General features: G+C 65.7%; 11 protein-coding genes. 6 read left to right on the top strand and 5 right to left on the bottom strand.

Features of this window, described 5'->3' with window-relative positions; all coding sequences use genetic code 11:
- Positions 1-92 precede the first annotated feature (92 nt).
- The gene (locus tag ACTWP8_RS07255; protein ID WP_443321307.1) at positions 93-575 is read right to left on the bottom strand and encodes a VOC family protein; all 483 of its coding nucleotides are present in this window, start codon (positions 573-575) and stop codon (positions 93-95) included.
- A gap of 380 nt (positions 576-955) precedes the next feature.
- Here ACTWP8_RS07255 and ACTWP8_RS07250 point away from each other — a divergent pair, with 380 nt between their 5' ends.
- From ACTWP8_RS07250 to ACTWP8_RS07230, 5 genes are all read left to right on the top strand, one after another.
- A complete protein-coding gene (locus ACTWP8_RS07250) occupies positions 956-2,263 on the top strand; it encodes a DegT/DnrJ/EryC1/StrS family aminotransferase (protein WP_443321306.1) in 1,308 nt (435 codons plus the stop codon).
- Between the two features lie 205 nt (positions 2,264-2,468).
- On the top strand, positions 2,469-2,717 hold the full coding sequence (locus ACTWP8_RS07245; RefSeq protein ID WP_443321305.1) for a transposase family protein: 249 nt from the start codon (positions 2,469-2,471) through the stop codon (positions 2,715-2,717).
- Positions 2,714-3,586: an ISAs1 family transposase gene (locus tag ACTWP8_RS07240; protein ID WP_443321304.1), complete on the top strand. Its 873-nt coding sequence runs from the start codon at positions 2,714-2,716 to the stop codon at positions 3,584-3,586. The genes ACTWP8_RS07245 and ACTWP8_RS07240 overlap by 4 nt, the downstream gene beginning before the upstream one ends.
- Positions 3,583-4,806, top strand: coding sequence for a hypothetical protein (locus ACTWP8_RS07235; RefSeq protein ID WP_443321303.1), 1,224 nt, complete (start codon positions 3,583-3,585; stop codon positions 4,804-4,806). Before ACTWP8_RS07240 ends, ACTWP8_RS07235 begins: the two co-directional genes overlap by 4 nt.
- A gap of 565 nt (positions 4,807-5,371) precedes the next feature.
- Positions 5,372-6,634, top strand: coding sequence for a hypothetical protein (locus tag ACTWP8_RS07230; RefSeq protein WP_443321469.1), 1,263 nt, complete (start codon positions 5,372-5,374; stop codon positions 6,632-6,634).
- 218 nt (positions 6,635-6,852) lie between these two features.
- Here ACTWP8_RS07230 and ACTWP8_RS07225 read toward each other — a convergent pair whose 3' ends face one another.
- The 4 genes from ACTWP8_RS07225 to ACTWP8_RS07210 form a co-directional block, all read right to left on the bottom strand.
- Positions 6,853-8,661, bottom strand: a complete 1,809-nt coding sequence (locus tag ACTWP8_RS07225) for an FAD/NAD(P)-binding protein (RefSeq protein WP_443321302.1) — start codon at positions 8,659-8,661, stop codon at positions 6,853-6,855.
- A gap of 191 nt (positions 8,662-8,852) precedes the next feature.
- Positions 8,853-10,319, bottom strand: coding sequence for a condensation domain-containing protein (locus tag ACTWP8_RS07220; protein ID WP_443321301.1), 1,467 nt, complete (start codon positions 10,317-10,319; stop codon positions 8,853-8,855).
- A gap of 54 nt (positions 10,320-10,373) precedes the next feature.
- Entirely contained in the window at positions 10,374-11,690 is a 1,317-nt protein-coding gene (locus tag ACTWP8_RS07215) for an MFS transporter (RefSeq protein WP_443321300.1), read from the bottom strand.
- On the bottom strand, positions 11,687-11,962 hold the full coding sequence (locus tag ACTWP8_RS07210) for an acyl carrier protein (protein ID WP_443321299.1): 276 nt from the start codon (positions 11,960-11,962) through the stop codon (positions 11,687-11,689). Before ACTWP8_RS07210 ends, ACTWP8_RS07215 begins: the two co-directional genes overlap by 4 nt.
- A 167-nt stretch (positions 11,963-12,129) precedes the next feature.
- Here ACTWP8_RS07210 and ACTWP8_RS07205 point away from each other — a divergent pair, with 167 nt between their 5' ends.
- Entirely contained in the window at positions 12,130-12,558 is a 429-nt protein-coding gene (locus tag ACTWP8_RS07205) for a VOC family protein (RefSeq protein ID WP_443321298.1), read from the top strand.
- The last annotated feature ends 57 nt before the right edge of the window (positions 12,559-12,615 follow it).

Genomic DNA, 12,615 nt, shown 5'->3' with positions numbered 1-12,615 from the left:
TGCCGACCGATCTTCCGGCACCGCAGGCGGATGCCTGCCGGTGCCGCATCACTGTTGGCAGGAGCTCAGCTGACGGCCATGCCCGGGACGTGTCAGACCCGGGGCGGGATGTGGGTGAACTCGAACTCTAGGCCGTTGACGTCATAGGTGTAGAAGCTGCTGACCCCATCGTCGTCGACGACGACGTCGGTCGGATACGTCGGGAGGGTGAAAATGTACTGGCCGGAGTCGTACAGAGCGATCCAGCGGTCCCGGAGTCGCTCGAGCTCCTCGGGTGTCTCGACCGCGAGGCACACGTGCTGAAACTGGACAATGCTCGTCTGCGGGTCGAGGGCCGGTAGCCCCGGTCGCTCAATCAGGTGGAGGTGCGCGTTGCCGAGCACAAGCTCGGTGAGCCGGGTGATCCCCGGCAGCCGGCGGTGGGTCAGATCCGAGAACGTGGTGAGTGTCCAGGTCGGCTCGCACCCTAGATAGTCGCGGTACCAAGCCAAGGAGTTGTCCAAGTCGAGGGTCTGGACGCCGATGTGGTGGACCGTCGTGTCCAGGGTGACGGGATGGGTATGGGTGCTGGTCACAGTCGGTTCTCCTCGTCCTCGACGTTCACACCGAGCGTCCTCCGGCGCGGATCACACCATCCCGAGCTCCGTGAGTTGCTTCGCTCGCTGCAGACCTCTGCCGCCCTGCATGCCGGCGGTGTATTCGGTACGCTGGTCGGAGATCCACCGCTCATGCGGGTACCCCGAGTCCGGCTCGCGGTAGTTCAGCGTCCCTCGGAGGTCCCCGCGCTCGGCCCCTAGCGCACGGTAGTGGCGTAGCCGTTCCACCGGTGCACGGCCGCTTGCGAGAACCGGTCGGTGCCAACGACGGTCGTCCTGCCGCCTACACCTGAGATACAGTCGGCAAATTCCTCATGGTCAGGTGCCGGTGAGGCTGCGCTGACAGTCTGCTCGGGTGTATGCGCGGCATATCCAGGGTGAGCACGCTGCCAGCCATGGCCACTCCCTCACTTGTGTCGCTGGCGATCGACGGCGGCATCCCGGTGCGGTCGCCCGGCAAGCCGTGGCCCCAGTGGCCACAGTCACCACCGGCGGCTGAGCGCTATCTGCTCGACGTGTTGCACGGCCGTCGTTGGACGCTCACCGGCCCAATCCGCGACTCCGAACTGTTCGAGCGCCGTTTCGCCCGCGAGTTCGCCGCCTGGGTGGGCACCCGCCATTGCGTACCTGTGGACCATGGTTCCAGCGCGCTCGTCATCGGTTTGGAGTCGTTGGGCCTCGACTACGGGGACCGGGTTCTCGTCCCTGCGCTGACTTGGACGGCATCCGCCACCGCGGCTTTGCGCGCAGGCCTGGTGCCGGTGCTGACCGATGTAGACGCGGTCACCGGATGCATGAGTCCCGACGACGTGGACCTGGGCGTGGATGCCAAGGCGGCCGTGGTGGTCCACTGGTCCTGCTGTATGGCGGACATGGAGGCGCTCACGGCCCTGGGCGACCGATCGGGGATTCTTATGGTCGAGGACTGTGCCCAGGCTCATGGTGCCGGACTGTACGGCCGGACCGCTGGGACATGGGGGCGCCTCGGCTGCTTCAGTACCCAGCAAGGAAAGGTACTCAGCAGCGGCGAGGGCGGTGCCGTCGTCACCGACGACGACGCGCTGGCCCTCCGTCTGGAGGAGCTGCGCGCGGACTCGCGCAGCTACCGCACGGACCGTGGACGCTGCGGCGAGCTCGAGACCGTAGAAACGGCCTCCATCATGGGCTCTAACTTCTGCCTCAGCGAGTTCGGCGCCGCGCTCCTGTGCGCCCAGCTTGAGGTCATCGACGAGCAGCATGCTACCCGCCGCCGCAACTACGACCTGCTGGCCGCTATCGTCGAAGGTATCCCTGGCGTCCGACTGCACCGGCCACACCCGGGGCAGACCCAGATGTCCATCTACGAGCTGCCCTTCATCTTCGATGAATTGCCCACGGGTACGAGCGCGCCGTATCTGGCCCGGGTGCTTTCGGCCGAGCTGGGCACCGAGTTCTATCTCACGGATGAGCCTCTCAACACCAGTCGCCTGCTCCGGCCGTGGACGAAACCGACCCTTCGCCCGCTGGCCGACGAATTCGTGCGGCTGCACGACGGTCGGGAATTCCCGCATGCCGACTTCTTCGGCCGGAACACCGTGGTTACCCACCACAGCACGTTACTGGGAACTGAAAGCGACATGGAGGACATCGGCGCGGCGCTCCGGAAGGTCGTACGCACCCTGTCATGACCGCGATCGCACGACGAACCAAGGCTTCGGCGTAGTTGAGTGTTGCCCGGTTCGTGGTGTTCCGTCAGGTCAGCGCCGGTGCCGGCACGGCTTCCAAGATCATGGAGTTCTCGACGCCCCGTGATCCGAGTGGAAGACCGTGCTTTTCGACGCATCATCGCCGATCCCACCTGCTTTTGACCAACTCCGCGAGCATCCCGAGGCCGTGGCCGAGGAGATCCCCGGCCTGCTGGAGCGGCTGGCCGAGGTGCCCGATCCGCGAGATCCGCGCGGCGTGCGGCACGCTCTGATCGTCGTGCTCGCGCTGACCGCGTGTGCGGTACTGACCGGAGCGACCTCCCTGCTCGCGGTCGGCGAGTGGATCGCCGATACTCCCCCGCAGTCCTGGAACGCCTTGGCGTACGGCCCGATCCGCTGTGCCCGAAACGGTGTCTGCCTGCGGAAGCAACGGTGAGGCGTCTACTGAGCCGCATCGATGGCGACGCGCTGGACCAGGCGGTGGGCCGCTGGCTGGCCGACCGGCGCACCAGCGCCGACGGCCGGATGCGCGGACTGGCGGTCGATGGCAAGAGCCTGCGCGGCGCCGCCAAGGCGACCGGGCGCAAGATCCACTTGCTTGCCGCCTGCGAGCACACCACCGGCCTGGTCCTGGCGCAGCTCGACGTGGGCGAGAAAACCAACGAAATCACCTGCTTCCAGCCGCTCCTGAAGACCGTCGCCGACCTGACGTGCACCGTCGTGACCAGCGACGCGATGCACACCCAGCGCAAGCACGCCGCCTACCTGCTCGGCCGGGGCGCGCACTACATCGTGATCGTCAAGGGGAACCAGAAGAAGCTCCGCAAGCAGCTCAAATCCCTTCCCTGGAAACGGATCCCCCTGCAGGGCCACACCCGCGACACCGGCCACGGCCGCGATGAGATCCGTCGGATCAAGGTGTGCACCGTGAACAACCTGCTCTTCCCCGGGGCGCGTCAGGCCGTGCAGCTCAAGCGTCGCCGGGTCGACCGGAAGACCGGCAGGGTCAGCATCAAGACCGTCTACGCCGTCACCGACTTGACAGCGGAGGAGGCCACCCCGGACCAGCTCGCGACGCTGATCCGCGATCACTGGAAGATCGAGTCACTCCACCACATCCGCGACGTGACCTTCGCCGAGGATGCCTCCCAACTGCGCACAGGCACCTCACCCCGCGCCATGGCGACCTGGCGCAACCTCGCCATCGGAGCCCTCCGCCTGGCCTGCAAGACCAACATCGCTTCCACCCTGCGACACAACGCCCGCGACGCCCTCCGACCGCTCGCCCTCCTCGGACTCACATGATCACGAAACAGACATCGAGCGGCTTTACCGAAGTCCTCGCCCTGAAGGTGGGCTATGGTGCGAACATGTTCAGACGTCAGCGTGTCGTCCAGAACCAGGTAATAGCTCAGCGCATGCACGCCTTCTTCAAGGCCCTGAAGAAGGACAGGGTTGATCCGGAGACGGTGGCAAGAGTCTACGGTCGCCTGATGTGGGACAATGCGGCCAAGAGTCTGGCAGACGAGAAGAGGCTGTCCAAGTCCCGATTCTACGTGGGACTGGCAGCAGGGGCGGATACTCGCGAGTTTGAACAGATAACCAAGCGCACCGCACTGATAACGGACACTCTGCTGCTATCGCACGGCTGGTCGGGAGAATATCGCGAACTCGGCATAGTGAACCGTATCCGCACGACTCCTGCACTGAGGTCAAACCGCGGCAATTTTACTGACGGAAAAACGGTGATGGCGTCGCGCCTCAGCGACAGTTTCGCGAACACGCAATCACTCTTGTCGGACAACAGAACCGACGTGTTCGGGATGCGGTGCCCGAGCTTGGTCGCACTTGGCCAGTGGCTTCTGGCAGCCGAGCCATTGCTGAAAGCGGGACTAGCCTGGTACCTGCCCAGCTACGCACTATCCACGTACGACACGGTCGCGGGGACTCGTCGCGAGCCCTTCCGCGCCCCCGAGCAGGTCACGGCCATCGATTATCTGATCAGGGATGGACGGGCAATCGACGCCTCCGGTGCCGAGCCGATCAAGGGCAGCCTCGTCCGGCCCATACTTCAGTTGGACCTACCCTTCGTGGAGTGCGTGAGCTTGCGCGACTTCAGCAAGATCACCATCGAGGAGTTTGATTCGTACTCCGCCTTCCGCGACTTCCTTCGGCAGAGCTTCCTCGAATTGGATGAGTCATTAGACGATGTCCAGTCAGATCGCGAATTGGTCAAACTTGGCCTCCAGATCAAGGATGAAGTCCGGTCTATTCGTGCGGCGATGGAGAAAACGCGCCGCACGCGAGCCATGGCCGCCAGCGGTGCCACGATCGGTTCGGTAGGTGCAATCCTCGTCGCCGTATACGGCCCAGCACTAGCGTCAGCAGTCGCTGCCGTCGGCGCCAGCGGCGGTGTCTGGGGCATCATCCATGCCACAATGGAAAACAGCATACGACCACTTCGAGAGAACAAGTGGTATTACGTGTGGGCGCTGGCCAGGAAAACCAATAGCCGCATTATGTGAATCTCGCCGCGACAGCATTACAGCGACGACGACCAGGCCGGCCCAGCTCGCCCGACTCGTCCGCGACCACTGGAAAATCGAGGTCGCTGCACCGCGTCCGCGACACCACCTTCGCCGAAGACGCCTCACATATGCGGACCGGCAACGCACGCACCTCGCGCAATGGCCACCTGGCGCCACCTCGCAATCGGAGCCCTACGGGCAGCCGGAGCCAAGAACATCGCGGCCGGCCTCCGCTGCAAACGCACGTGACCCCCGCCGGCCCCTCGCACTGCTCAGCCTCGGGTGATCACAAAACGGGCGTCACGCGACTACGCCGAAGCCCTGCCCTTCAGTTGATCAGAAGTTCCTGTCCTGCTGAGTGGCCGGGGGTCCGCGGGGCCGGGGACATGATGCTCGCCAGCAATTGGCCGGATGATGGCCGAGGCAGAGCCGTCCGGCTGGTCGGCCCGGCCATCCCCGAGGAGCTGCTGCCAGCGCGCTTCGGCCCGGGCTTGGGACAGCGACTTCGAGAGCCATGTGAAGTTGTATCGGGTGTGTACGCGGCCGTGCCAGCGTCGACACCATGCGCGCTGGCACATCTACCCTGGGTTCGGCTCCGCGGCTGCTGGTGCTGGGGGCCACGTCGATGCGGATGCAGTCCTTCGTCACCTGGAAAGCGATGGGGTTGCACGTCACCCTGGTCGACGGGCACTCGACGTCGCGGTATGAGCCGCTGGCTGACGAGTTCTGGCCCTACGACGTCCGGGACACCTGCGCCGATATCGACGCTCTGACGAGGCTGGCGCGGCAGGCCGACGGGATCACCACATTGGCCGATGACTCCCAGTACGTAGTCTCCGTCCTTGCGGAAACGGCGAGCCTACCCTCGATCGGTACCGGACCGGCGGCCGCCGCGCGTTCTAAGTCGTTGCAGCGCAAGCTGTACGACTCGGCTGGCCTAGCCACTGTCGCCTGGCGAGAGGTGACCTCGGCTGGTGATCTGGACGCCTTCTACGCTCAACGGTCCGGACCGGCCGTTCTCAAGCCGGTTGATGCTTCCGGGGGGCTCGGCGCCTTGGCGATCGACTCGCCGGAAGATGCTCGGCTCAAGCTCGGCGTCGTGCTCGCGATGTCGCCGACCCGTACCGCGATCATCGAGGACCGCCTCAGTGGGCTCGAGGTCTGCGTCGAGGCAGTCGTCAGCGACGGCAAGATAGTCTTCGTCTCCGTCACCGAGGCCGACCACCTCGACGGGCCGGGCTTTGTGTGCTCGTCCGGGAAGTTTGGGGCGCATAATCTCGACAAGAGCGCGGCGGCCGAGGCCACACGGCTGGCTGGGGCGCTCGGCTTGCGCGATGGCCTGATCCACGCAGAGTACAAAGTGGATGGCGACCGTTGGACCATCCTGGAGTCCTCACTGCGCCCGGGCGGGGCGTTCGTCCCTGAGATGACCGCAAGAACCACTGGGGTCAACCTCTATGAGATACAAGCTAGATTGGCGCTCGGCGACTGTGTGACCGCAGCGGACGTCCAGACCCAGGAGCCCACCGCCCCCCACGCCCAGGCCCAGTACCTCATCGCCGAGGGCACAGTTGGGCGATTCGTGCCACCGGCCGAAGTAATGGCAGGTCTGCCCGATGTGCACGAGATCGGACAGCAGGCGCTGCCCGGCCAGAAGCTACGCGTACCGATGAGCGACGGCGGCCGGGCCGGCTATGCCCTCGGGTGGGGCGAGGATCGCGACCGCCTCGACGAGCAGCTCCAGACCGCGGCGGACCGGCTATGCAATGGCATGGGCCTCAACCGCGTCCTGGACGCCAACCAGTCGGCGCCCAAGGGGATCTGATCGTGCGCGGCACCGGAACCGGAGCCATTCAGTCGGTGTGATGCTACTAACCGATTGCAGGTCGGCTGAGTCGGCCGCGATCTGACGGGCAGTCGAGGGCAATGGTTACGACTCTGGCTGGACCATCGACCATCTCTCACGACGCAGCCTTAGCGACGGCCCGTGGTACTCGACCTTCCCGTAGGTATCCGGACCCAAGGACCGCGAGAGCCACGAGATCAGCGGCTCGCTGTCGCCGAGGCAAGGAGTTCCGTGACCACGCGGTGAGCGTCCACCACGCAGTCCGAGCGGTTCCCCGGTTCCGGCAGGACGTGCGTATAAAACGACACGCCCTCGCAGATCGGGCCCAGCAGCCAGATCCGGGGGTGCGAGCGTCCAAGGCGGTCACGGGGATGCAAGTGCTCGTCCACGTCCACCGTGCTAGCGCCGGAGCCGGTAGCTCCGTACGGGCGGAGCATCCCTCGTGCGTGGAGGTTGGTGATCAGATCTGGTCCGGATCCGTCCAGCCGGGGCGTCGTGACGTGTCCGGGCAGCAGCGCCGCGACCCGAATCTCGGTCGGCTCGGCTAGCCGGCGAGCCCGCAACGTCACGCCATCGGGTCCGGTTTCAACGATCGGATCCGGCCCCAATGGCGTACTGACGATACCCGCGCGCATCAGCGCAAGAAGCTCGGCCTGGCGGTCCGCGATGGGTCCCACCGTGATCCGCCGCAGCCGGGGGCCGTGGACATCCATGAACGCCGCCTGCGAGCGGGCCGCGAGGACGCCGCGGGCCACGATGGCGCGGACTGTGTCGAAGGCGTCTGCGATGGCCTCCAAGGCCGCCTTCACCGGGCTGTCGTGCGGGTACCGGGAGGCATCATCGAGATCGGCGGCGATGTACTCCTGCACCCACTGCTCGTACGACCCTGCATCGTTCCGGCACATGCCCACCTCACCCGTGAAGAGGGCATGCGTATCGACGGGGCCGTGCTTGCTCCCCAACGCATTGAGTACCTGCGCGAGCCCGTGCTGATCGCTGGCGGCGACTGCTTCGTCTATCTTGTGCCGATACGCCCCGCGCGCGTACGTCCGCCAGTAGGCGACCCGCATTTCGGTTTCGATGAACGGAAGTAGATCGGATTCGAAGTCCAGCGTCCCAGGGCCTCGTGAGCGCAAGCGGCGAACCAGATCGTCCGTCAGCACCGCCGGCTCGTGCTCCTGACGCACGCCAACCCGGTGTGGCCGGGCACGAGCAGGCACACCGGATCGGGAGAACATCACGATCTGCGGTTCCAGCCCCCCGGGAACGTAGGCCAGATCAACGCCACGGGTCCGGAAGGTGCCGCCGCGTCCCACGGTCAGGCAGCTCACGATGTCCAGTGCGGTGAGGCCGAAACCCGACACCGCGATCCGTGCACCGGCCGGGATGTCGAGGACCTCGCTTGGCAACGGGAAGGGCGGAAGCGGCCCGGCGCGCCCGGAGCACGCCTCGGAACCCTGTCCATAGCCGATGGTGAGGAGGAGGAAGTCGGAGGAAACCTCTGCACCACTGCGGCACGTGACGGTGATGCGCCCATCGGATTCCTCGCGGGCATCCACGGCCACGTCGCGATGGAACGAGATCACCACTCGCTTCCCCGCCCGGGCGACGAGGTGATCGAGAAACCAGCTCAGATACTTCCCGAACACCCGCCGTGGCAGGAAGTCGGTCGGCCGGACGGGGCGGTCCTCCCGGCTGCCCGGCCGCTCCGGCACGAGCACGCCCTGGTGCTGAGCCCACTCGAAGAGGTTGGGGCCAGCGTACTCCGGCTCGCTGTCCAGACTAGCGCTGTCCGGGAACATGGTGAGGTCGGTTCCCGGGCCGTGCATCTGCAGATAGTCGGGCTGATCGATGGAATGCACGCCGGAGCCGGTGCAGTTGGGGTCGATGACCTGCACCTCGATGCGGGTCTGAGGGGCGTCGGCACGCTCGGCGAGGGTGACCAGCCGCTCGAGCACACCCAGCCCACGAGGGCCGAGTCCGATGATCGTTACGGTGCAGGACATGGGCATACTCACCGGGTCAAGGTGACCGGCCGGAAGCCATCACTGCTGTTCCGGTCGCCAAGCATGATCTGCATAAGATTCTGCACAAGATCACCTATGCGGGGCGGATCGCCGCCACCTCACGTTGGAGAACGAATCCTTCAGCACGACAAAACCTCGTTCGTTGGACTCGTGGATGATCTCCTCAGCGTTCACTGCGTCTGCTCCATAACTGGATCGATTACACCGAATCTCGTCTCGAAGTCATCCGCGACCTGCCTGACCTTCAAGTCCGGAGCCGACGCGAAACGTTCGGCCAGCCAGGTGAAGGCGGCAACGAACCGGTCCATGGCCGCCTCTGAGTACAGTTGGTCGTTGAAGAACACGACACAGCTGTCGCGTTCAACACTCACCGTCAGCCCGGGACGGCACCCGGCTAGCTCGGGCGGAAGATCGCCGCTCGGGGGCACACCGCGCCGTGGACCGACGATCGTCTCGGACGGCGGCGGCACTGGGTTGTCCACCGGGGTGACCACCAGGCCGGGGGCGACGATCTCATCGCCGCTGTGCGGCCATGAGTGGAAGATTCCATCCACCAGGTTCACATCCGGCCACGGCCGCGACGCCCCGAACGCCGGGTTCACGGCCGCCGCCAACTCGGTGTACGGCATGACGTTTGCGATCGCGGCGTCGAGGTTCGCGTGCGCGCGCCGCGCGAGGCCCAGCAGGGTGTCGTCGTCGGCCACATCCAGCACCACGTACGGGTAACTGGCCATCTGGAAGACCGCGGCCCGATCTAGCGCGTCGCGGCGTCCGGTGGTCGAGGTCACGATCAGGGTCGCGCGCTTGCCGGTCATCAGGCTCAACGTCAAGTGGTACGCCGAAAGCAGCGTGACAAACGGCGTCGTGCGAGCCCGCCACGCGGTCCGGCGTACGCCGACGACGCAGTCCTCGGCCAAATCGAAGAACACAAACTTCCGGCGCAGCGCGTCAACAAGGGGCGGCCGCCGATCGGGCAGGAGACGGGAGATCTCGAAGATGGACGCGACCTGCTTACGCCAGAAGTCGAGGCGTTCGGGCGTCGTGGCGTACCGCTGCTGCTGGCGCGCAATGATTTCCTGCATGGAGGGCGCCGGGGGCAGGCTCGCCGAAGTACCCACATAGTGGGCCACGAGGTCCCGGAAGAAGACGGCGCACGAGAATCCGTCAGCGACCACGTGTGAGAACAGCACGGACACCACGTGCTTCTCGTCGTTCAGACGAATGATCGACATTCGCCACCACGGCTGCGCGCCGGCGTCAAACGGCGCGGTGTACATCCGCCACAGCAGCGCGTTGGCATCCTCATCCGCCCGCGGTCCGCGTACGTCGTGCCGCGACAGGGGAATCGCCACGTCGTCGCGTGCGCGCATCGTTGGGTCTAAGCCGACGTGTTCGAACACCAAACGCAGCGCGTCATGACGCCGTATGACACCAGCGACCGCCGCGTCGAAACGACCGTCGTCCAGTCGGCCCTGGAACACCCGGCAGCCCATGACGAGATTGCGCGAGGCTCCCGGATTCGCTGGCGACTCTGCGCACATCTCCTCCCACTGGACCTCCTGGGTAGGGGCGAGCCGTAGCAAGTCCCCGGCGTTACCGGCCGACGGTGGTTGACCTACCTGGTATGAGACGTCCACGTGACGATCCTCGGCGGTGCCGATACAACGTCGATATACGAGACCGGACCGGCCTCACGCTGCCTCGGGTGTGTTGACGGATGGTGGCAACGTCTTGAGTTCTCGCAGCGGCGTCAGAAGACCCAGAAGCGGAACGAGGGCGCCCCCGATGGCGTAGATGACTAGGGACGGCCGTAGCCCGATCAGGCCGGCGACGTACCCGCCACTCGCCGCGCCGATCACGCCCATTCCCTGGACCATGAACCGGTAGCCGGCGGTTACCCGGCCGCCGAGGCTCTGGGGGGCCAGCAGCTGTCGCAGTGTCCACTGCTGGATGTTGGCGGCGGTGAACGCCATCGCGCCCCCCGCGGTTGTAAGGCCGAGGATGACGATGACGAAGGCTTTCGGCCCGGCCATGAGCGGGATCGCTACGCCAGATGCACCCCACACCGCCCAGCCGCCGATGATGGTGAGGCCAACTCCGAACCGTTCGCCCGACCACCGGGCGAGAGCCGCACCGGGGATCGCGCCGATACCGCCAATCGCGAGAAGCACACCGATCGTGAGCGGGTTGAGTCCGAGACCGCGGACGAAATAGAGCACGGTGACGGCTGTCAGCGCCGAGTTGAAGATCATGCACAGCCCGGCCAGCAGCATGATGGGTTGCATCATTCGCTCGTAGAGGAGGAAGCGCAAGCCGTCGACCAGGGCCTGCCTCAGAGTCGGGCGTTCCTCCTCAGGGACGGGCAGCGCGCCCTCCTTCAGCGAGCCGAGTAACAGGGCGGATGCCACGAAGGACAGCGCGTCCACGACAACCGCGAGTGGGGCGGTCATGACTTGGATCATCGCGCCGGCCACGCCGGGGCCAGCGTAGTCCGAGGCCGAATAGCTCACCTGGAGGCGACCGTTGGCGTCGACCAGTCGGTCGCCCGGGACGATCGCGGGCACGAAGGCGTAGTGAGCGACCTGGAAGAATACCGCGCAGGTACCTACACCGAACGCCACCACGCTCACTTGGACGATGGATACGGCGTCGAACAACCAGGCCAAGGGGATCGAGACGAGGATGACGGCGGACACCAGATCCGTCGCAACCATGACCTTCTTGCGGGGCAAGCGGTCGACGAAAACCCCCGTCGGCAGGCTGAACAGCAGGAAAGGCAGGCTGCTCGCGGCGCTGACGACGCCCATCTCGAACGGCGTGGCCTTGAGCGTGACGGCGGCGATGAGGGGGATGGCAAGCACGGTGATCTCGCTGCCGATCAGTGAGATCGTCAGCGCTGCCCAGATCCGATTGAACGTCGAGCCGAGGGCGGGCCCGCTGGGCGCCCGTTCCTCCCGCCGTCGGCGCAGCCGGCCGGATGCCCGCTTCAGAAGGTCTAGTTGGGTCACGACGGGGAGTGCCCGATGGACGTGCTGGTGCACGACGTCACAAGCTGGAACAGGTCGCCCACATCGTCGAGGAAGATGTTCATGACTGCGTCGTCGGGGATCGTGATGCCGAGCCGCTCCTCCAGTTGGACCAGCAGCTGGATGAGCTCCAGCGAGGTCAACTCGAGCCCGCCGCCGGACAGGGGCGTTTTCAGCGACAGGTCTATGTCGGTGTTCGGATTGTCGGACAGAAGGTCGGCCACAACTTCCAGGAACTCCTTGGCGTCAGACACGTCATGCCCCTTCAACGACGAATAGTCCGGCCCTGCGGCGTGGACCCAGCTTTGGTTCGCCGCGTACACGTGACCTACACCCACACCCTGACGGATCGTCGCGGTCGTAACGCGTCCCGGTGCTGCCGTAGGCTCGGATAGCCCGTTGCCGCATTCGGGAGGATGCAATGTCGTCAATGCCGTCGATGGTCGTCCGTACGGTGAACCTCGACTGCGCCGACCCTCAGAAGATGGCCCATTTCTATGGTGGCCTGCTCGGCTGGGAGCCGACCGCGGTCGAACCGGACTGGGTGTTGATGCGCCATCCGCATGATGGCACCGGGCTGTCATTCCAGCAGACCGAAGGATACGAGCGCCCCACCTGGCCCGAGGAGCCCGGGCGCCAGCAGAAGATGATCCACCTCGAACTACGGGTCACCCCACCCAGCGCGGGCGACGACGGCAGATACTCCGAGGAGGAGGGCCAGGCAGCTCTGAACGAGGCAGTGAAGCTCGCCCTGTCGCTGGGAGGCACGCTGGCCGAGCCGCAGTTCCGGACCGACCTAAGGGTGGTGCTGGATCCCGCAGGCCATCCGCTCTGCCTGTTCCTGCACTGAGCCCAGCTCTGCACAAGATCCAGCAGGTCGTCGACGGCCTCCCCGACGCCAGTCGGA

It is taken from the genome of Streptomyces sp. 7N604 (assembly GCF_052245475.1).
Lineage (GTDB): Bacteria > Actinomycetota > Actinomycetes > Streptomycetales > Streptomycetaceae > Streptomyces.
This window is presented reverse-complemented; position numbering and strand designations above follow the sequence as displayed.

What these genes read in the sequence shown, in the direction of transcription:
- ACTWP8_RS07250 (WP_443321306.1), top strand. Translation starts at nt 956, where the DNA reads ATGCGCGGCATATCCAGGGTGAGCACGCTGCCAGCCATGGCCACTCCC.
- ACTWP8_RS07235 (WP_443321303.1), top strand. Translation starts at nt 3,583, where the DNA reads ATGATCACGAAACAGACATCGAGCGGCTTTACCGAAGTCCTCGCCCTG.
- ACTWP8_RS07230 (WP_443321469.1), top strand. Translation starts at nt 5,372, where the DNA reads ATGCGCGCTGGCACATCTACCCTGGGTTCGGCTCCGCGGCTGCTGGTG.
- ACTWP8_RS07225 (WP_443321302.1), bottom strand. Translation starts at nt 8,661, where the DNA reads ATGTCCTGCACCGTAACGATCATCGGACTCGGCCCTCGTGGGCTGGGT.
- ACTWP8_RS07205 (WP_443321298.1), top strand. Translation starts at nt 12,130, where the DNA reads ATGTCGTCAATGCCGTCGATGGTCGTCCGTACGGTGAACCTCGACTGC.